This is a genomic window from Janthinobacterium sp. 78 (genome assembly GCF_003096775.1).
GTDB lineage: Bacteria > Pseudomonadota > Gammaproteobacteria > Burkholderiales > Burkholderiaceae_D > Janthinobacterium > Janthinobacterium tructae.
On sequence record NZ_QENT01000001.1, the window covers coordinates 1 to 19,978 of the forward strand.

Sequence of the window (19,978 nt, forward strand, 5' to 3'; positions counted from 1 at the left end):
CGACGACCCCCTGCTTGCAAAGCAGGTGCTCTCCCAGCTGAGCTAATCCCCCGGGAATTATGTACTAATTAGCTGGTAGGGCTGGTTGGACTCGAACCAACGACCCCCGCGTTATCAACACGGTGCTCTAACCAGCTGAGCTACAGCCCCAACGCGGAACTACTACGACTACTGTTTCTTCTTAATTAAACAGCCGATAAGTGTGAACATTTGATGCGTGAATCAGTTACCTGATTCGTGCAAACTCTAGAAAGGAGGTGATCCAGCCGCACCTTCCGATACGGCTACCTTGTTACGACTTCACCCCAGTCACGAATCCTACCGTGGTAAGCGCCCTCCTTACGGTTAAGCTACCTACTTCTGGTAAAACCCGCTCCCATGGTGTGACGGGCGGTGTGTACAAGACCCGGGAACGTATTCACCGCGACATGCTGATCCGCGATTACTAGCGATTCCAACTTCATGCAGTCGAGTTGCAGACTACAATCCGGACTACGATACACTTTCTGCGATTAGCTCCCCCTCGCGGGTTGGCGGCGCTCTGTATGTACCATTGTATGACGTGTGAAGCCCTACCCATAAGGGCCATGAGGACTTGACGTCATCCCCACCTTCCTCCGGTTTGTCACCGGCAGTCTCATTAGAGTGCCCTTTCGTAGCAACTAATGACAAGGGTTGCGCTCGTTGCGGGACTTAACCCAACATCTCACGACACGAGCTGACGACAGCCATGCAGCACCTGTGTACTGGTTCTCTTTCGAGCACTCCCTGATCTCTCAAGGATTCCAGCCATGTCAAGGGTAGGTAAGGTTTTTCGCGTTGCATCGAATTAATCCACATCATCCACCGCTTGTGCGGGTCCCCGTCAATTCCTTTGAGTTTTAATCTTGCGACCGTACTCCCCAGGCGGTCTACTTCACGCGTTAGCTGCGTTACCAAGTCAATTAAGACCCGACAACTAGTAGACATCGTTTAGGGCGTGGACTACCAGGGTATCTAATCCTGTTTGCTCCCCACGCTTTCGTGCATGAGCGTCAATCTTGACCCAGGGGGCTGCCTTCGCCATCGGTGTTCCTCCACATATCTACGCATTTCACTGCTACACGTGGAATTCTACCCCCCTCTGCCAGATTCTAGCCTTGCAGTCTCCAATGCAATTCCCAGGTTGAGCCCGGGGATTTCACATCAGACTTACAAAACCGCCTGCGCACGCTTTACGCCCAGTAATTCCGATTAACGCTTGCACCCTACGTATTACCGCGGCTGCTGGCACGTAGTTAGCCGGTGCTTATTCTTCAGGTACCGTCATTAGCAAGAGATATTAGCTCTCACCGTTTCTTCCCTGACAAAAGAGCTTTACAACCCGAAGGCCTTCTTCACTCACGCGGCATTGCTGGATCAGGCTTTCGCCCATTGTCCAAAATTCCCCACTGCTGCCTCCCGTAGGAGTCTGGACCGTGTCTCAGTTCCAGTGTGGCTGGTCGTCCTCTCAGACCAGCTACTGATCGATGCCTTGGTAGGCTTTTACCCTACCAACTAGCTAATCAGATATCGGCCGCTCCACGAGCATGAGGTCTTGCGATCCCCCACTTTCATCCTTAGATCGTATGCGGTATTAGCGTAACTTTCGCTACGTTATCCCCCACTCTAGGGTACGTTCCGATATATTACTCACCCGTTCGCCACTCGCCACCAGAGCAAGCTCCGTGCTGCCGTTCGACTTGCATGTGTAAGGCATGCCGCCAGCGTTCAATCTGAGCCAGGATCAAACTCTTCAGTTTAATCTCTGTTTAATGTCATTTCTGACAGGTCGGACAGTATCACTACCATCCAAATCTTTTGCATTGCAAAAGATTTGCTCACTCAAAAAACTGACAGGCTACTTCCGAAGAAGTATCCTATTTTATTATTTCTTGTGAACATTTGATATTTTAAGTTAGACGCCAATCCGAAGATTGACGCTGCACTTACATCAAATGCCCACACTTATCGACTGTTAATTGTTAAAGAACGGTATTCGGTACTGCTTATTTACTACTCTCGCGCTATCGACAAAGCGTTGTGTTTGTCAGCTGCGAAGAAGGAAGAGTATGAAGCGTTTCGGCTATTTCGTCAACCTTCTTTTTTGCCCGCTTCACTCGGCATTTGCATGCATCGTTCAGCGAGGGGGCGAATTATAGTCCTGCCCCGCGCACCCGGCAAGGGCTATTTGCGGCCATTTTTATGGCAAGACAAACGATTTCACCAAGGTCAGCTCGCCGGCGGCCCGCATCGGCACCTGGAAGCTCTGCAGCTTTTCACGCGGCGTGCCTTCGTTGGTGATGATCGATAAGCGGGCAACCGTCAACATGGCGGTGTTCTCGCCGCTGCCGTAGTAATTGACATAGGCGTGATAGTTGCCCTTCAGGGGCGCGGCACTGGAAAAGATTTCCGGGCCATAGCCGGTAGTCACGTCCACATCCAGCGCGCCGCCATCTTTCAAGACGCGATTGCCATACCAGGCGTGGCCACCGTCCGGCGTGACCACATGCAGATCGAGGTCGGTGCCGGGGCTGTCCCACGACAGCACGATACGCAGGCGCGCCTGCGTCTTGCCCTGGTAGCTGTCTACAAACTGGGTGCGTGCGCGGCTCCGGCCATCGGGCGAGCGCACTTCCACGCTATTCGAGCCGCTGCCGAAGCCATACGGTCGCCCATAGCTGCCGTCCTCGCCCACTTCCATCGGCATCGCCACGCCGTTGACCACCAGGGTGGCGGGCTTGCCCTTGATAGCGCCGGCGATACGCCCCCGTATCTGCGCCGTCTCGGCCTGGCCCGGCTGCAGGTTGACCGACGCGGCGGGGTAGTTGACCGCTTGCGTGTATTCCTCGCTAGCGCCGGCCGAATTGCGCCAGCCACTCCTTGGGGCGTCGATGGTGACCTGGGCCTGCGCCTGCGCCCACAATGGCAGCAGCAACAGAGAGCACAAAGGGTAAAGAGGTAGTGTCTTCATCGTCTCAATACTTGAAAGTCTTGACCAGCGTAAGTTCGCCGATACCGCGCAAGGGCACGACAAACTCCTCGCGCCGCTCGCGCGCAGTGTTTTCGTTGAATACCAGCGTAATGCGGCTGGTAATGACGGGCCGCTGGCGCGTGTTCTCGTCAAAGTGATAGCCCTCACCGCTGAAATTACCCCAGTAATTGATCCATACCTGGTATAGCCCGCGCATCGGCGACGTCATCATGAAATTTTCCGGCCCCGGGCCGTCGACGGTATCGGCATCGAGCCCGCCACCGTTGCTCAGGGTCGGGTGCGACCAGAATGCATGCTGGCCATCGGGCGTGACCACATGCAGGTCGACCTCGGCCTGACTGTCGTCCCAGGCCGCGATAATCCGGATCATGGGCTGCGGCCGGCTGCGGTGCGCCTCATAAAACTGCACGCGCTTGACCGGCTTGCCGTCGGGCGAGCGGATCTCGATGCTGTTCGAGCCGGAGCCGAAAGAATAGGCGCGCGCGTAGCGGCCATCATCGTCCGTGTACAGCGGCGTCGGATTGCCATTGACCACCAGCTTGTGGACAGGCCGGCTTTTGCCCGCCTTCTCAAGCTCGCCGCGTATCATGCGCCGGCCACTCTGCGCGCCACGATCAATCAGCGAGTAGGGATAATTGACCGCCAGCTCATTGGATTTGTCCGTCAATCCCGCGCGGCTCCAGCCTCCGACGGGGGTGGTCATGCTCTTGTCGGCGGCCTGCACACAAGGCCCGGCCAGGGCCAGCACAGCTGCGCCCGCGATCAGGACGAATACATTCATATCGACTCCAGGTTAAGGTCGACCAGCCGGCGGGCCAGCCGCTCGACATATTCTTCGTCCTGGCCACGCGGATGACGGCGCAGGCCAAGGTGTAAATATTCATGGGCCAAGGTGATGCGGTCTTCGCGCGAGGCAAGCGGCCGCATGAAGATGCGGTTACGCGACTGCTCCGAATACGGCGCGCCGCTGGACAGGGCACAGACCAGCGGCGCTTGCGGCGGCGCTTCGTAGCCGGCCTCGCGCAGCAGCACGCGCTGCCAGCGCGGCACGGAGCGCGCCAGCCAATCCTCATTCTGCACCAGGCGCCGGCAACGCGCGCCGGTATTGCCAAAGGTGCTCAGCGCGCCGCCGGGATAGGCCGTCGCCAGCAATTCATCATAGTGCTTGCCTTGTCTGGCCTGGCGCACCGCCTCGCTCCACGCCATCGTGCCCTCGGATGGCAAGGTGCTGTGATAGCGCACGGTGACGCCATCGACGATCAGCTGGTCGGTCCAGCGCGCAATCGCCAGCGCCGCCGGCGTGGCGGGGCTGGGGCTGACGCGCTGGGTTGCGCTGCTGTCGGCGATCTGCTGGCAGCCCGCCACAGTCACCGCGTTCTGCTGCAGGTACGTGCGCGCGGCGATTGCCAGCGCCTTGGCCGCTTCCGGCTCGCCAGCATTCGCTTCGCGGTCGAGCACGCGCGCCACATATTCATTGACGCCGAAGCGGCCGCGCAATTGCGGGCGGCCGCCCTTCTCCTGCAATAGCATCAGCTCACCGTTGCTACGCAAGGCGAGGTTCTGGCCATTCTCGAATTGCACATGGTAGCGGCCATTCAGCGGGCCAGCTGCGGCTATGCCACGCTCGCCGCGCACGGCACGGATCGGATAGCGCTTGAAGTAATCGACCACCACGCAGCCGCCATCGTCGGCCGCACCCACTGGCGGCAAGCTGGCGGCCAGCCTGGGCGCCCACTGCTCAAAGACATTGCTGCTGCCGCCCGCGCCGCCAAACCAGATCGGTGTGCCATCGGACAGCCAGCCTGCCGCGCCACCTATCCGCCCACCCGCCTGGTGCCAGGAATACGTTTTTACGCGTAACTGGCTGCCGAACCAGCGCGCCGTCCCGGCCCCGCGCCCGTCCAGCACCACACGCAGCAGGGCCGCTTCGGCTTCCTGGCGGCTGGCGGCCGGGATGCTGTCCAGCGCGCGCAGCAGGCTGTCCAGGCGCACCAGGCGCTTTGGTGCCAGCTGCGCGGGGTCGGACAGCCAGGCAAAGTCGCCTGCCGGTGCGCTACCCAGGCGGCCGGTCCAGTACTGGCGCCATGACGCCGGCGCAATCATCAGGCGTTTCGGCGAAAAAAATGGACCACAGGACTGCGCCAGCGCCGCGTCATGGCCGATGCTCTGACCCGCATCGCAGCAATACACTTCTTCCGGATCGCGGCCGCCGCAGCGGTAGTCCGGCATCGCCACCTTGTTATCGGTCGCGTATACATACACAAACAGTTTCCACAGGCTGGCCAGCGGCACTTGCCGCGTGCCGTCAAACGGCGGCGAGAGTGGCAGCGCCACGCCGCCCTGGCGCAGCTGCCGCACTTCCGTCTTGCCATCCTTCCACCAGGCGACATCCAGCGATTTTGACAATGACTGCGACCAGGCAGGTGCGGCCAGCAGCAGGGTCGCCATCAATGCAGGAAGGGCTGCGCGCATCACTCGACCTTCAGCGCGCGCATGGTCTTGCCGCCGCCCTCGAACGCTTTCAGCTCCGGCTGATACATGCGGTAAAAGCGCGCCGGCGGCAGCACGTAACTGCCCTTTTGCGCGAAGCGCAGCAAATGGCGCACCGTCACCTCGCCGGCCAAAGGCTCGATCGGCACGCCATAGCCGTCGCGGCGCTCCGTGTGGCGTGCACGTTCCAGCGCAGTCGGCTTGTCGCCCGCCATGACCATGCCCCAGGTGGTCGATTCGACCATGGCGCCTGGCGGCAGCGCCACTTCCAGCAAGCCAAAGCGGTGCTTCGCACCCGGTGCCGCTTTCAAGGTGATTTCATCGAGGTACAGCGCGTCCGTACTGAACGCCTCGCCCGGCTTGACCAGTTCTGTCGTATAGCCTCCCTTGCCCGCCTTCATGCGCAGGATGCGCCGTTCGACGGCGACCGGCAAGGTTTGCGCTTCGGCCGCGTGACTGTCGTACTGCAGCACGGCCACCGTACCGGCCGGCGCTGCGGTCGATGCAGCGAGACGCAGTTTGTCAGGCAAGCCCTTGGCGTCAAGCCAGCGCCAGAGCGGCTGGCCGCTGCGGCTGTCGCGTTTTTGCCAGGCGCCGTCCAGCGCCACGGCAGGCCCCTTGCCGAACGATGCGCCACCCAGCTTCTTTTGCACCCACATCAACGTCATCGCACGGTCGAGGGTCGGCATTTCGGCGCGCACGCCGGCCAGTACCGCGTCGGCCTGCGATGGGGGCACTTCGCCAGCCAGCATCAGCAAGGCCTGCGCCACCGGCGCTTTCGATTCGCGCAAGACTTGCCAGGCGCTGGCCACTTGCAGCTGCAGCCCATGCGGCAAGGCGATGCCATTCTGGCTGGCGACCAGCGCCACCAGACCCAGCGCCATCGCTTGCGCCTCGCGGTCAGAGGCGCCGCCCAGCAGCAGGCTGCCGCTGTCGCCCGCCTGGCGCGGCTTGCCGCCCAGGACGGCGATGCCGCTGTCGTCCACCAGGCCGGCTGCCAGCGTCTGGGTGGGCAGGCCCATCTCGCGCGCCATCCACAACACCAGCGCGCGGTCGCCCATCGCATCCTTCAAACCATGTTCGCTGTAGACGGCCAGCAGCTTGTTCCAGTGCTCGGGCGGCAACTCGATGTGCAGCGCGCGCGCCGCGTACCAGTCGGCGTAATAGGCGTAGGCCGTCATCAAGGCATTGCCGGCCGTGGCATTGCCCCACCAGCCGAAGACGGCATTCGGACCAGCCATGGAGACCAGGCGCAGGCGCTGCGCCGTGAGCAGCGTTTGCAGCCGTTCGCTTGCCGCGCCGGTGTCCGGCCCCAGGCTTTGCGTGGCCAGCGCCAGCGGAATCAAGCGGCTCGCCGTCTGCTCCACGCAGCCATACGGATAGTCGATCAGGTCGTCGGCGATGCGCGCGAAGTGGCTGGCCGCGCCCTGCGCGAACGAGACGCGGATATTGCGCGCATCCGCTGGCAGCTTGAGTGGAATATCCGCGGTGGCGCCATCGAGCGGCAACGCCAAGGAGCGCGGGCTGCTCCAGGCGGTGGGCAAGGTTTGCATGGCCGTCTCTAACGCATCGACCAGTTTGCCATTCTGTTTCAGCTCCAGGCGCAGCGGTCCGCTGCCTGCCGCGAGCGGGAACTCAACGTAGTTGACACCCGGTTTGGCAGTCAGTTTTTCCGTCTTCGGCTGTGCCCCGCCGGAGAGGACGACGTCGAGCGCCTGCTCCTTGCCCGTCTGGTTGAACACGGCTACCGAAGCGCGCGGCGCATCGCCGGCGCGCATCCAGTCGGGCGCCGTCCACTTGGCATAGAAGTTTTTATCGGAACGCAGATAGGCGGTGCGCTGGCCGACGCGCCCCTGTTCATCCATCGCGCGGCCGGTGATCCTCCAGCGGGTCAGCGCGTCGGGCATGGTAAAACTCACGCGTGCATTGCCATTCGCATCGGTTTTGAGCGATGGCGCCCAGTAAGCCGTGTCGATATTGTCGCGGCGCGGACGTTCCAGCACCTTGACGCCGCGCTCGTTGTAGTTGTGGCGCGCGGGCGCACCGGCAGTGCGCCCCTGTGCCATGTCGTAGCTGATGAAGGACAGGCTGGCCGTGGTGCGCACGTTGTTGCGGCGCGGATGGTAGAAGAAGTCGCCGATGTCCGGCGCGATTTCCGGCTGCAGCACATAGATCATTTCATCGACCACGCCCAGCGCCACCAGGGTGCTCAATGGCTTGCCATCGAGGGTGGCCTTGACATCCAGCGTCACCTTCTCGCCCGGCTGGTAGACTTCCTTGTCACTCTTGAACTGCAGCGCGATGCGCGGCTCGATCACTTGCAGGCCGGCGTTCTCGAAGACGAAATCGCCATTGCGCGTGTACGCCACCGAGAACGTCATGTTCGGGCCATGCTCTTCTTTTACCGGGATGCGCACTCTCCACTGGCGCGGCGCCACGCGCTTCGCCTGATACCAATCAGCTGCGCCGGCCATCAAGCCATGGTGTTCTACCTTGTCGCGTTCGAGCGTGAACAGCGCCTGGTCGACCTTGTCGGAGAAGGTGATCAAGGCCTCGGCCGTGTCGCCCGGACGATAACGGGCGCGGTCCAGCACGATCTCGATGCTGCCCGGCGTCGTCTGCACGCCATCACCCGACACCCAGTGGCTGGCGGCGGCCAGCAGGTTGCCGCGCTCGTCGCGCAGCGTCAGCTGATACGAACCCGAGGCCGGGAATGTCACATCCCAGCCCTTGGCGTTGGGGTCGAACGCGCCTTCGGTCTTGCTCTGTTTTTCCAGCTGCACCATCTGCCAGCGCACGGGCTTGGCCGCGCCCTGACCATCGGCCAGCAAGTCGAAATGCACGTTTTGTCCCGGATCGGAAAACTGGCGCGTGGCCTTCAACTGGTAGCTGCTGCTCGAGCGTTCTATCATCAGCTCGCGCGTCGCCTTGACGCGGTAGGCCGCGCCATCGGTCGCCAGCACGGTCAATATGTAGCGCGAGGGATCGGCGGCCGGCGGCAAGGTGAAGTCCACATTGCCGCCGCCATCGCTCGTCACTTCCTCGGTCTTCAAGGCCACGGGGAACAGGCCACTGTAACGCAGCTCCCCCTCGACCATGGTGTTTTGCTGGCCGCGCAGCGACAGGGTCATCTTCGCGTTTTTCACGGGTTTGCCATCGGGGTAGCGCAGCGCGATGCTGCCCTTGACCACCTCGCCCGTCTTGAATTCCGGCTTCGATGGCTGGACGTTGATTTCAAAGTGCGGCTTGACGTATTCGGCCACACGGAAGGCCGCGCCATATACGCCATCCTTGTAATTGAAGCGCAGTTCATAACCGCCGGCGGTGGCTTCCGTGGGCAGACGGAAGCGCGTGTCGGCGCCCGTGTCACCGGACAGCTGCAGCGTTTGCGTCAGCAGCGGTGTGCCATTCGGATTGAGCACGGTGAGACTGACAGGCGCGCTGGCCGCGGCCTGCGATGCGCGCGCGGACGTAAATTCACGGCCCAGGAACTTGACGTTGACTTCATCGCCGGGCCGGTACAGGGGCCGGTCGGTCACCGCATAAATCTTGGTGTTATAGATTTCGCTGTCATAGTAAAAATTCTCGGACACGAACACGCCGCCGGCGCGGTCCTGGCCCAGCACATACGTATGTTCGGGACTGCCGCGTTCGAGCGACGCGACACCGTCGGCACCCGTGGTGGCCGATTGCAGCACGCCGGTGCCGTCCGTCCACGCCACGCTGGCGCCGGCCACGGCGGCGCTGTTGTCGCGCCGCGCCGTCCAGACCAGCATCTGGCCTGACGATACCTTGGTGACGGCCACCGTATCGGACACGAATACCAACGTGGTGGCGCGGTGCTCGCCGATGATCGCTTCGACCAGGTACAAGCCCGGCTTGCGCTTGCCTAGCGGGATCATCACATTGCCGGCGCCGGCGACGATGAAGTCGCTGCTCGATCCATCGAGCTTGACGCCCTTCGGCGGTGCGATGGCCTTGGCCTGCCAGATCGGATAGCGGAAGCTGTCGACCAGCTCCATGCCCTTGATCGGTTTGTACTGCGGATGGTTGGCGAACACGGTCGGCCGGCGGATGGCGTCATTCGTGGCCAGCTGCGGCTGTTCCTTCGTTACCGCGCGGCGCGCCTCGCCGGAAAACAGCTTGCGCCAGGCCAGGCGCGACTGCTTCCACCAGCTATCCCACAGAAAGCTCAAGGTGTTGGCCAGGCCTTCGCCCTGGTAATTGCCTTCCACCTGGATACGGTGCAGATTGCGCTGTTTTTTCAGGAATTCCATCGGTTCGGGCACGCGGTAGATGACGATGTCGGCGCCCGAATACGCTTCCAGGTTCATGCGTCCCATGTCACGGCCCGGCACTTCCAGACGCACGCGCGCTTCATCAAGACTGCCGTAACTGGCGTCCGAGAGCAGGAAGAAGGGTTCGCCCTTGAAGGTGGCGTAGTTGCTTGGTTCGCGTTCCTGCGCCGAGGTGCCGCCAATGAGTAGCAGCGCCAGCAAGCTGGCAAATAGCAGCTTCATGAGAAAAATAGGCTTCATGACAGGAACGCCAGCCGGAACACCCCGGCGAAATTGGGATTGTTGACCACAGGTTGCCACCGCGTGTCCTTCCAGCTCGTGAGTTCTTTGATATCGACGGTCCGCAGACCATTGTCGTCGGGGGTGACGGTGCCGGTGTGGTAAGCGATGCGCGCCCCCATCCAGACCATCAGGTGCTGTTCGTCGCCCTGGTCGAAAAACAGCAGGTCGCCGGGTAGCGCCTGGCTGATTTCGCGGGCGATGAAACGGCTGTTGTGCTGTACCAGCGCCAGCGCCGTGACGAAATGGCCGACCTTGCCGCCCGTTTGCACCCAGCGGTTGCGCAAGGCGGCCTGCTTCGCGTCCAGTTCCAGCTCGGGCGGCAGGCGCCGGTCGCTGGCAATACCGTTCGCATGCAGCCACTTCGCGTCATGCACGCTCAATGCCTCGTTGACGGCAAAGCGCACCAGGCCGGCGCAATCGCGGTGCGTCCAGCGCGGCGACGGTCCCCGTTCGATCTGCGCGTTGACGATGCGCAGCATCCAAGCCTGGAAGGCGCGGCTCTGCGCCTGCGACAGCTGCACTTGCGGTTCGGCGGCTGTGCGCAGGGCCCAGGCGGGCATTGCCACGGTGGTGGCGCAGGCCGCGATCCAGCGCAAGGCGGCACGGCGCGCATGCCGCCCATGCAACAGCGTCATCGCGCGGCCTCTTGCCATTCCAGCGTTTCCCACGAAATACCGCTGGCGGGCTGCCGCTTGAGCACCATGCGCAGCGGCGGGTATTTTTTCAAGGCGTTCAGGCGCGGCACCAGGTGTTCATTGGCGGCTGCGCGCAGTACCGGTTCATTATTCGCCGGCAGGGTATCGAAGGCTTCCAGCTGGATCAGCCGGGCCAGCGACGCCGGCGCGATCAGGCCGATGGTGCGGGAAGCATCGGGCAGCAGGTCGCTGGCCGCCGGCGCCTGCTTGCGGCGCACGGCCAGTACCTGGTCCACCAGCTTGCCGTCGGCCGAGAAGACCACCGTATTGCCGGCCACGGCCAGCGCCGGTGTGGACTGGCCCAGGGCCGTGGCGACACTGCGTTCCCAACGAACGGCGCCATCTTTACCGGTCGTTTTGCGCACGGGGTCCTTGCCGCCGATGGCCGCCTCGAACAGGCTGCCATAGACAGCGTCATCGCCGGCCTGCGCACTGCGCGTGGCCACGAACACGGGCGTATGCAGGCGTGAAGTGCCGTACCAGCAGGCGGCGGCCGGGCCTTGCAAGTGCCCGGCCAGCGGCGCCACCGGTTCCGAGGTCTTGCTGCCCAGGCGCTTGAGCACGGGCTGCAGCGCGGTCCAGTCGACCGGCACGCTGAAGCAGGCGCTCGGGTTGTGCGGCAACTGCGGCCACAGGGCGCTGCTGTCGTAGCCGCCGTTTTTCAATTTATCGGCATTAAGCAGCACCTTCGATTGCCAGGCGCCGTGTTGAAAATCGAAGCGCAGCGCCTCTAACGCGCCGAAGAAAGGCTGGTAGCCGAATGACAGGAAATCCGCCTTGACGGCGATGCTGTGGCCCTCGGGCGCGGCTGGATCGAGATGGAATTGCGCGTGAAAGACGTTTTGTTTGGCCGGCTCCGGCGCCAGCAGGCTGGCCACGGTTTTCTCGGCCGTGCCATCGCCATGCTTGCCTTCACTGCCGCCATACAGCATGCCGGGATGGGACAGGATGACCAGACGCTGGCCATGCGCGGCAAACAGCAAGGTGCGCTGCCAGGCGTAATTGAGCGCGTAGACGGGCACGCTGTCGCCATCGACGCGCAAGCTGCCGGCCACGCGCATTTGCGTATCCTTCAAGGCGATCTTGCCCGCCTCCTCGAGCAAACGCGTGAGCTGGCTGCGCGACACGGCAATCGAAAAGTGCTTGAGCGAGCCGTCTGCATCGCGCCACAAGGCCACTTCCGCAGGCTGGTCCAGCACCATGCGCAGCAACTGGTCGCCCCAGCCCAGTTCATGTTCGTAGGCGATGCGGCGCAGGCTGCCCTTGAGCCCCAGCCGGTCTTCGCTTTGCTCGTAATAGAACAGGAAATCCTCGCGCAGCACGTCGCGCGCCAGCGGCACCGTCAGCAGGTCGCGCGGCAAGGCCGACAGGCTTTTCGTGCGGACCAGCGCATCGGGCCTGGATAAATCCAGCTTCAGGCCGTTGACCGGCCCCATCGCGCCCCAGCCAAACGCGCGGTAGCCGACCAGTGCAGCCGCCACCAGCGCCACGCCAGCAAGTGAGCCGAGCAGGACCTTGTTATTGAGTACTTTTTTCACCAGCACCGTGTATCCCCTGTTGCCCTGCCGAAGCATTGCCAAGTTAGTAATTATTGACAAATGGTAACATGGCATTTGTGGCCGCAGCGCACCGGTGACGCGACAGCGTAAAATAGCGGTTTCGCCGTTTCCATCGCTGCCATGACCATCCTGCTTTCCACCCTGAACGCCCGCTACACCCACGCTTCGCTGGGATTGCGCTATCTGCTGGCCAATATGGGGCCGTTGCAAGCGCAGACGCGGTTGCAGGAATTCGTCATCGGCACCAAGACAACGGAACTGGTCGAGCGCATCCTGACGAACAAGCCGCGCATCATCGGTTTTGGCGTGTATATATGGAACGTCGAGGAAACCACCAAACTGGTGGCCATGCTCAAGCGCGTGGCGCCCGACGTCATCATCGTGCTGGGCGGGCCGGAAGTGTCGCACGAGGCAGGTGAGCAAGAGATCGTCAAGCTGGCCGACTACCTGATCACGGGCTGGGGCGACGTCACCTTCCCCAAGCTGTGCGGCGAGATCCTCAACGGCCCGAAACCGCTGATGAAGATCCATGCCGGCGTGCAAGCCCCGCTGGCCGAACTGCAACTGCCCTACTCTCTCTATACAGACGACGATATCCGCCACCGCACCATTTACGTGGAAGCGTCGCGCGGCTGCCCGTTCAAGTGCGAATTTTGCCTGTCGGCGCTGGACAAGACGGCCTGGCCCTTCGCGCTGGAAAACTTCCTGGCCGAGATGGAATCACTGCATGCGCGCGGCGCGCGCCTGTTCAAGTTCGTCGACCGCACCTTCAACCTGAACATCAAGACCAGCCTGAAGATCATGCAGTTCTTTCTGGACAAGATCGAGGCCAATCCAGACGACCCGATCTATGCCCACTTCGAGCTGGTGCCCGACCATCTGCCCGATGCCTTGAAAGAAGGCATCAGCAAGTTCCCGCCCGGCGCACTGCAGTTCGAGATCGGCATCCAGAGTTTCAATCCGGAGGTGCAAGCGCTGGTCAGCCGCAAGCAGGATAATCAAAAGGCGGCCGACAATATCCGCTGGCTGTGCGAAGAATCGAACGCCCACTTGCACGTGGACTTGATCGCCGGCTTGCCGGGCGAGGATGAAGCGAGCTTCGCGGCCGGTTTCAACAAGCTGGTGGCCTTGAAACCGCATGAAATCCAGTTCGGCATACTAAAACGGCTGCGCGGCACGCCCATCATCCGCCATACGGAAAATTACGGCATGGTGTTCGACCCGCACCCGCCGTATACCATCCTGGCGAATAAACAGCTCGATTTCATGAGCATGCAGCGCCTGGTGCGCTTCGCCCGCTACTGGGACCTGGTGGCCAACTCGGGCCGCTTCGCCAATACGGTGCAATGGATGCTGGGCGAGTCGCCGTTTGAAAACTTCATGGACTTTTCGAACTGGCTGTACGCCCATACGGACGCCACGCACCGCATCGCCATGGAACGCCTGGCCAAGCTGGTGGCGCAATGGCTGCAGACGCGCGGCATGAGTGCGGTCGAGGCCAATGCCCTCGTGGCCAGCGACTATGCGGGCGGCGCGCAAGCGGCAAACCACGCCAAAACCAGCGACCAGCCGAAGGCCCACCTGGAGGCGGCAATACCGCAGCGGCAGGCGCGCCATCTGGCCTCCTGAAAGCGTGACGATTGAACATCGGTGGCGGTCTGCGCCATTCTCCCTTAAACTGGCACGATGCCGACTGTACAATCGCCGAAACTGACCCTCTCCCAGACCAGCTCCCAACAGGGAGCCCTTGTCACTGCCAGCGGCACCTGGCAGGTGCACGCGCTGGCGCATGACAATGCCATCAAGGCCATCAAGGCCATCGACGCCCAGCTCAAGCCCTTGCAGGGCGACACCAAGGTGCAATGGGACCTGTCGCAGATCGACAGCATGGACCATATCGGCGCCCAGCTATTCTGGAATGCCTGGGGCAAGCAGCGCCCCGCGCAGCTGACCCTGGCGCCGTCGCAGGAAGAGTTTTTCCGGCGCATCGAAGAGACGGGCCCACTGGAGACGCCGCCTTCGCGCGCCAACCGCCTCACGCCCGTGATGAAGCTGGGCATGACCATCCTGCTGTTTTTCGAACATTTGAAGGGGTTCATTGCCCTTGTCGGCCAGGTGACGCAGGATATCGGCCGCTTTGCGCGCCATCCCATGCGCGGGCCGTGGCGTGAAATTTCCGCCAATATCTTCCATGCGGGCTTCCAGGCGCTGGGCATCACGGCCCTGGTCGGCTTTCTGATCGGCGTCGTGCTGTCCTATCTGTCGGCGCAGCAGCTGCGCGCCTTTGGCGGCGACATTTACCTGGTCAACCTGCTGGGCATGAGCGTCATCCGCGAACTGGGGCCTTTATTGGCGGCCATCCTGGTGGCCGGCCGCTCGGGCTCGTCCATCACGGCCCAGCTGGGCGTCATGCGCGTCACGGAAGAGCTCGACGCCATGCTGGTGATGGGCATTTCGCACGGTTTCCGCCTGATCATGCCAAAAGTGCTGGCCCTGGCCATTTCCATGCCCCTGCTCGTCATCTGGACGGATACGGCCGCGCTGATCGGCGGCATGGTGGCGGCCAAGGTGGAATTGAATCTGTCGGCGCGCTACTTCATCCAGAAGCTGCCGGATGCCGTGCCGCTGGCCAATTACATGATAGGCCTGGGCAAGGGCGTGATTTTCGGCATGCTGATCGCGCTTGTCTCCTGCCACTTCGGCCTGCGCATCAAGGCCAATACGGAAAGTCTGGGGCACGGCACCACCACCGCCGTCGTCACGGCCATCACCGTGGTGATCCTGGCCGACGCCGTGTTCGCCATCGTCTTCAATGGAGTGGGCTACTGATGGCGGACGACACCGATATCGCTTGTGGCACGGGCAAGGACGGCCAGTTCAACCTGCATGGCAGCGCGCCCGTGGTGGAAATCACCAACCTGTGGACCAAGTTCGGCCGCACCGTCGTGCACCAGGACTTGAACCTGGAAATCGAACGGGGTGAAATCCTGTCCATCGTGGGTGGCTCCGGCACGGGCAAGACGGTGCTGCTGCGCCAGATGCTGGGTCTCGAGCATCCGGCGCGCGGCTGCGTCAAAGTCTTTGGCGAAGATATCAACAAGGCAAGTTCCGACCAGTTGCAGCAATTGCGCAACCACTGGGGCATGCTGTTCCAGCAAGGCGCCCTGTATTCGGCCCTGACCGTGTTCGACAACGTGGCGCAACCGATGCGCGAATTGCGCGTGCTGCCCGAGGCACTGGTGCACGACGCGGTATTATTAAAGATGAACATGGTGGGACTGGGTCCGGAACATGCGCTGAAAATGCCGTCGGACTTGTCGGGTGGCATGATCAAGCGCGTGGCCCTGGCGCGCGCGCTGGCGCTGGAACCGAAGCTGCTGTTCCTCGACGAACCGACGGCGGGCCTGGACCCGGATCTGTCGGAAAGTTTTGTCGCCCTGATCCAGTCGCTGCACCGCGAACTGGGCTTGACGGTGGTGATGGTCACGCATGACCTCGACACCCTGTTCGCCCTGTCCACGCGCATCGCCGTGCTGGCGGAAAAACACGTGATCGCCATCGGCCCCACGCGCGAGGTGATCGAAGTGGACCACCCGTTCATCAAGCAATTTTTCCTCGGCGACCGCGGCAAGCGCGCACTGGCCGTCCTCGATGAAAAACAGGCGGCGGCAGGCAAGGCGGCGCAGCCAGGCGACGATGCCGGCACAGACAAGAAAGCGGAGAAGTAATGGAAAACAGATCACATGCCCTGATGACGGGATTTTTTACACTCACCCTGCTGGTGGCGGCCATTCTGTTCGGCGTCTGGTTCAACCGCGACCGTGTGGAAAGAGTGCCGTATCTGCTCGCCACCACCCTGTCCGTGCCGGGCCTGAACCCGCAGGCGACCGTGCGTTACCGGGGCCTGGAAGTGGGCAAGGTCGACGCCATCGATTTCGACACGCAAAAGGCGGGGCAAATCCTCGTGCACATCAGCGTGGCGCCCGATACCCCCGTCACCGACACCACCTTTGCCAGCCTCGGTTACCAGGGCGTGACGGGCATCGCCTACATCCAGCTCGACGACGAGCACGTGGGTTCGAAACTGCTGGGCACCAGCAAGGACAAGCCTTCGCTGATCCCCCTGCGCGCCGGCTTGCTAGACCAGCTGGAAAAGCGCGGCAAGCGCATCCTCGACCAGGCCGAGCAAATCACCAACAAGGTCAATAATCTGCTCAGCCCCGACAACCAGGCCGCCATGCTGGGCGCCTTCAATGAAGTGGGCAAGGCAGCCAAGGCCTTTGGCGCCATTCCGCAGCAACTGGAGCCGACCCTGACGCAATTGCCGCAGTTGACGGAACAAACACGCCAAACCTTGACGGCCGTCAGCACGGCCAGCAAGAACGTGTCGGATTTGACGGCCACGTGGAAAAAGCTGGGCAACGACATCCAGGCGCCAGGTGGCGTGCTCGACAAGGTCAATGGCACGGTCGACCGGGTCGGCAATTCGGTGGAAACGGTGGCCAATGGCGTATCGCTGGAAGTGCTGCCACAGGTTATCGAGCTGAGCGGCGAGGCGCGCTCCTCGATGCGCGCCCTGAAAACCACCATGAGCACGCTCAATGAACAGCCGCAGAGCATCTTGTTCGGCGCCCCAGACATCCCGCCCGGCCCGGGCGAGCCCGGTTTTTCGGCACCGGGCAAATAAGGAGAACACCGCATGCCTATCCCACGCAATCTCAGCGCACTGATCCTGGCCGCCGCCTTCCTGCTGGGCGGCTGCGCCAGCCGCGGCCCCGTGCCCACGTTTTATGATTTCGGCCCTGCCGCGCCGCAGGCGGCCGTGCAGCCGGCGGCGCCAGCCGTGCCCGTGCTGGTGATCGCCGACGCCAACGGCCCTTCGTGGCTGGACAGCCAGCGCATGTATTACCGGCTGCTGTATGCCGATGCGCAGCAGTCGCGCCCGTACGCCTACAACCGCTGGAACACGCCGCCGCTGCAACTGCTGAGCCAGCGCCTGAAAACCCGCATCGCGCAAAGCGGCGTGAAAGTGCTGTCCACCACGGACGCGGCCGCCGGCATGCCCCTGCTGCGCATCGATGTCGATGATTTTTCGCAAAACTTTGATACGCAGACGCGCAGCAGCGGCCATGTGTCGCTGCGCGCCTCGCTGTTCCGCGGCCACCGCCTGATCGACCAGAAAACCTTCAGCCGCAGCGGCCCGGCCGGCAGCGCCGACGCGCAGGGCGGCGCACAGGCGCTGGCGGCGGCCTCGGACGCCATCGCCGCCGACCTGCTGGCATGGCTGGGCACACTGAACCTGCCGAAAGAGTGACCGCAGCACGATGACCGACCCCGCAGCCTCCGCCAGCCCGCCCGCGCCACTACCGCCCGCACGCTCGTCGCCCGTATCGCGCGCGACCCTGCTCGCCTACGTCTTCCTGATCGTGTACGCCAGCTGGTTCCCGTTCACGGGTTGGCACAGCAATGGCCTGTCGCCGCTGACTTTCCTGGAAAACACGCGCATGCCCCGCTACTGGACGGGCTTTGACGTGGGCATCAACGTCGTCGGCTACATTCCGCTGGGCGCGCTGATCGTGTATTCGCTGTTTCCAAGGATTACTGGTTTCTTTGCCGTCGTGATCGCCAGCCTGTGCGGTATGTTAATTTCCGGCAGCATGGAGGCCGTGCAAACCTATTTGCCCAGCCGCGTATCGTCGAATCTCGACTTTTATACGAACTCGGCCGGCTGCCTGATCGGTTCCATCATCGGCGCCCTGACGGCGCGCAAACTGCTCGACCATAGCCATCTGTACCGCGTGCGCCAGCGCTGGTTTGCCCAGCACGCCAGCCAGGGCCTGGTGCTGCTGGCCTTGTGGCCGCTGGCGCAAATCTATCCGCAAGGCTATCTGTTCGGCCTGGGCCAGCTGCTGCCCATCCTGTCGGACTGGGCCTCCAGTCTGATGGGCATGGAGATCGACCTGGCCGCGTATCTGCGGCCCGATGTGATATTGACGGTCGAGCAATATTGGCTATCAGAAACCATCATCACGGCCTGCGGCATGACGGGCGCCGTGCTCACCTTGCTATGCCTGCTACGCCGCGCCGCGCCGCGTGCCGCGCTGATGCTGCTCCTCATCGCCGCCGCCTTGATCGTGCGTTCGATGGCCAGCGCGCTGCTGTTTTCGCCCGAAAACGCCTTCGTCTGGATCACGCCGGGTGCCCAGGGCGGCTTTTTGATCGGCCTGATCATGCTGGGCGGCCTGGCCTTCGCGCCCCATGTGGCGCAGCGCCGCATCGCGGCCGCCACCTTGCTGCTGAGCCTGGTGATGGTGAATACGACGCCGATCAACCCATACTTCATGTCCACCTTGCAAGGCTGGGTGCAAGGCAAGTTCCTGAACTTCAATGGCGCGGCGCAATTTTTGGCCTTGCTGTGGCCCTTCATGGCCCTGTGGTTCCTGTGCCTGCCCTCGCACCGTTTGAACCGGCAGGATGATGTGCAGCGCCAGCGTCGCGAAGACCACCCATAAGCGTTATCATGGCGCATTGACGATTCAGCAGGAGCACAGTATGAGCGACGCACCGTATTTTGAACGCCACGTTTTTTTCTGCATGAACAAACGTGAAGACGGCCGCAACAGTTGCGGCGACCATGGCGCGGAAGCGGCGCAAAAGCATTGCAAGCGCCGCATCAAGGAACTCGACATGAATGGCGCGGGCAAGATCCGCATCAACCAGGCCGGCTGCATGGACCGCTGCGAAGAAGGCCCGCTGCTGGTCATCTACCCGGAAGCGACCTGGTACACCTATGTCGACACCAGCGATATCGATGAAATCATCGATACGCACCTGGTGGGCGGCAAGATCGTCGAACGCCTGAAAATCTAAGCCCCATCTTTAATCCTAATTTAAGCCTACGCCACCAGTATGAGCATCATGAACAGAAATTCGGAAAAATTTACCCTCGCCGGCCATGCAGGCAGCATGGAAGGCTTGCTCGATTTCCCGGCAGACACCCCGCGCGGCATCGCCCTCGTTGCCCATCCGCACCCGTTGTACGGCGGCACGATGGACAACAAGGTCACGCAAACCCTGGCGCGCGCGTTTGTCGCCCTCGGTTACGTGGTGGCGCGCATCAACTTCCGCGGCGTGGGCGCCTCGGAAGGCGTACACGACCATGGCGTGGGCGAGACGGACGACATGCAATTGCTGTATCAACACATGGTCGGCCTGTATCCGGGCTTGCCCGTGGCCCTGTCCGGCTTCTCGTTTGGCACCTTCGTGCAATCGAAACTGCAGGAACGCCTGGCCGCCGCCGGCACGCCCGTCGAGCGCCTGGCGCTGATCGGCAGTGCGGCCGGCAAATGGGCCATGGCCGACATTCCCGCCGACAGCATTTTGATCCACGGCGAACTGGACGACACGATTCCCCTGTCCGCCGTCTTCGACTGGGCCCGTCCACAAGACATTCCCGTGATCGTGATCCCCGGCGCCGACCACTTTTTCCACCGCAAGCTCAACCACATCAAGAACCTCGTGATTGCCCTGTGGCATGGTGACAAACCCGCAATCGCAGCCGATGATCATTGAAGTGTGGGCTTACTACCGCCTCCACGGCTATAATTGATCCGTTTTTTCCACGCGGCCATGTAAGTTGCA

The 19,978-nt window shown here is 62.3% G+C and carries 14 protein-coding genes, 1 tRNA gene and 1 rRNA gene; 8 read left to right on the top strand and 8 right to left on the bottom strand.

Annotated elements, in window-relative coordinates; translation table 11 throughout:
- Positions 1-73: 73 nt before the first annotated feature.
- The 8 genes from C8C92_RS00005 to C8C92_RS00040 all read right to left on the bottom strand — a co-directional run bounded on the left by C8C92_RS00005 (position 74) and on the right by C8C92_RS00040 (position 12,316).
- Positions 74-150: transfer RNA gene (locus C8C92_RS00005), tRNA-Ile, on the bottom strand.
- A 100-nt stretch (positions 151-250) separates the two neighbouring features.
- Positions 251-1,781: ribosomal RNA gene (locus C8C92_RS00010) — 16S ribosomal RNA — on the bottom strand.
- Between the two features lie 440 nt (positions 1,782-2,221).
- Complete coding sequence (locus tag C8C92_RS00015; RefSeq protein WP_243420061.1) at positions 2,222-2,956, bottom strand: DUF2135 domain-containing protein; 735 nt, start codon at positions 2,954-2,956, stop codon at positions 2,222-2,224.
- A 40-nt stretch (positions 2,957-2,996) separates the two neighbouring features.
- Positions 2,997-3,794: a DUF2135 domain-containing protein gene (locus C8C92_RS00020; protein ID WP_116742688.1), complete on the bottom strand. Its 798-nt coding sequence runs from the start codon at positions 3,792-3,794 to the stop codon at positions 2,997-2,999.
- Positions 3,791-5,485 carry a DUF2300 domain-containing protein gene (locus tag C8C92_RS00025; RefSeq protein WP_116742689.1) on the bottom strand — a complete coding sequence of 565 codons (1,695 nt, stop codon included), beginning with the start codon at positions 5,483-5,485 and terminating at the stop codon, positions 3,791-3,793. The genes C8C92_RS00020 and C8C92_RS00025 overlap by 4 nt, the downstream gene beginning before the upstream one ends.
- Entirely contained in the window at positions 5,485-10,023 is a 4,539-nt protein-coding gene (locus C8C92_RS00030) for an alpha-2-macroglobulin (RefSeq protein ID WP_243420062.1), read from the bottom strand. The genes C8C92_RS00025 and C8C92_RS00030 overlap by 1 nt, the downstream gene beginning before the upstream one ends.
- Positions 10,024-10,037: 14 nt before the next feature.
- On the bottom strand, positions 10,038-10,718 hold the full coding sequence (locus C8C92_RS00035) for a DUF1175 family protein (protein WP_243420063.1): 681 nt from the start codon (positions 10,716-10,718) through the stop codon (positions 10,038-10,040).
- Complete coding sequence (locus tag C8C92_RS00040; RefSeq protein WP_165829223.1) at positions 10,715-12,316, bottom strand: DUF2138 family protein; 1,602 nt, start codon at positions 12,314-12,316, stop codon at positions 10,715-10,717. The genes C8C92_RS00035 and C8C92_RS00040 overlap by 4 nt, the downstream gene beginning before the upstream one ends.
- Positions 12,317-12,457: 141 nt before the next feature.
- On the opposite strand from C8C92_RS00040, the gene C8C92_RS00045 reads away from it, so the two are divergent.
- From C8C92_RS00045 to C8C92_RS00080, 8 genes are read left to right on the top strand one after another with little or no spacing between them, the layout of a single operon-like run.
- Complete coding sequence (locus C8C92_RS00045) at positions 12,458-13,966, top strand: radical SAM protein (RefSeq protein WP_099761818.1); 1,509 nt, start codon at positions 12,458-12,460, stop codon at positions 13,964-13,966.
- A 57-nt stretch (positions 13,967-14,023) separates the two neighbouring features.
- On the top strand, positions 14,024-15,166 hold the full coding sequence (locus C8C92_RS00050) for an ABC transporter permease (protein ID WP_116742692.1): 1,143 nt from the start codon (positions 14,024-14,026) through the stop codon (positions 15,164-15,166).
- Positions 15,166-16,065, top strand: a complete 900-nt coding sequence (locus C8C92_RS00055; protein ID WP_071075116.1) for an ATP-binding cassette domain-containing protein — start codon at positions 15,166-15,168, stop codon at positions 16,063-16,065. Before C8C92_RS00050 ends, C8C92_RS00055 begins: the two co-directional genes overlap by 1 nt.
- On the top strand, positions 16,065-17,024 hold the full coding sequence (locus C8C92_RS00060) for an MlaD family protein (RefSeq protein WP_096238189.1): 960 nt from the start codon (positions 16,065-16,067) through the stop codon (positions 17,022-17,024). The genes C8C92_RS00055 and C8C92_RS00060 overlap by 1 nt, the downstream gene beginning before the upstream one ends.
- A gap of 12 nt (positions 17,025-17,036) precedes the next feature.
- On the top strand, positions 17,037-17,651 hold the full coding sequence (locus tag C8C92_RS00065) for an ABC-type transport auxiliary lipoprotein family protein (protein ID WP_116742693.1): 615 nt from the start codon (positions 17,037-17,039) through the stop codon (positions 17,649-17,651).
- Between the two features lie 10 nt (positions 17,652-17,661).
- The gene (locus C8C92_RS00070) at positions 17,662-18,849 is read left to right on the top strand and encodes a VanZ family protein (RefSeq protein WP_099761804.1); all 1,188 of its coding nucleotides are present in this window, start codon (positions 17,662-17,664) and stop codon (positions 18,847-18,849) included.
- A 40-nt stretch (positions 18,850-18,889) separates the two neighbouring features.
- Positions 18,890-19,207 (top strand): ferredoxin, encoded by a 318-nt coding sequence (locus C8C92_RS00075; RefSeq protein WP_034781335.1) that lies wholly within the window; start codon positions 18,890-18,892, stop codon positions 19,205-19,207.
- Positions 19,208-19,255: 48 nt separating this feature from the next.
- Positions 19,256-19,909, top strand: a complete 654-nt coding sequence (locus tag C8C92_RS00080; RefSeq protein WP_116742694.1) for an alpha/beta hydrolase — start codon at positions 19,256-19,258, stop codon at positions 19,907-19,909.
- The last annotated feature ends 69 nt before the right edge of the window (positions 19,910-19,978 follow it).

Coding starts and splice junctions, on each gene's coding strand:
- C8C92_RS00050 (WP_116742692.1), top strand. CDS start 14,024: ATGCCGACTGTACAATCGCCGAAACTGACCCTCTCCCAGACCAGCTCC.
- C8C92_RS00030 (WP_243420062.1), bottom strand. CDS start 10,023: ATGAAGCTGCTATTTGCCAGCTTGCTGGCGCTGCTACTCATTGGCGGC.
- C8C92_RS00035 (WP_243420063.1), bottom strand. CDS start 10,718: ATGACGCTGTTGCATGGGCGGCATGCGCGCCGTGCCGCCTTGCGCTGG.
- C8C92_RS00025 (WP_116742689.1), bottom strand. CDS start 5,485: ATGCGCGCAGCCCTTCCTGCATTGATGGCGACCCTGCTGCTGGCCGCA.
- C8C92_RS00080 (WP_116742694.1), top strand. CDS start 19,256: ATGAACAGAAATTCGGAAAAATTTACCCTCGCCGGCCATGCAGGCAGC.
- C8C92_RS00045 (WP_099761818.1), top strand. CDS start 12,458: ATGACCATCCTGCTTTCCACCCTGAACGCCCGCTACACCCACGCTTCG.
- C8C92_RS00055 (WP_071075116.1), top strand. CDS start 15,166: ATGGCGGACGACACCGATATCGCTTGTGGCACGGGCAAGGACGGCCAG.
- C8C92_RS00070 (WP_099761804.1), top strand. CDS start 17,662: ATGACCGACCCCGCAGCCTCCGCCAGCCCGCCCGCGCCACTACCGCCC.
- C8C92_RS00060 (WP_096238189.1), top strand. CDS start 16,065: ATGGAAAACAGATCACATGCCCTGATGACGGGATTTTTTACACTCACC.
- C8C92_RS00075 (WP_034781335.1), top strand. CDS start 18,890: ATGAGCGACGCACCGTATTTTGAACGCCACGTTTTTTTCTGCATGAAC.
- C8C92_RS00065 (WP_116742693.1), top strand. CDS start 17,037: ATGCCTATCCCACGCAATCTCAGCGCACTGATCCTGGCCGCCGCCTTC.
- C8C92_RS00020 (WP_116742688.1), bottom strand. CDS start 3,794: ATGAATGTATTCGTCCTGATCGCGGGCGCAGCTGTGCTGGCCCTGGCC.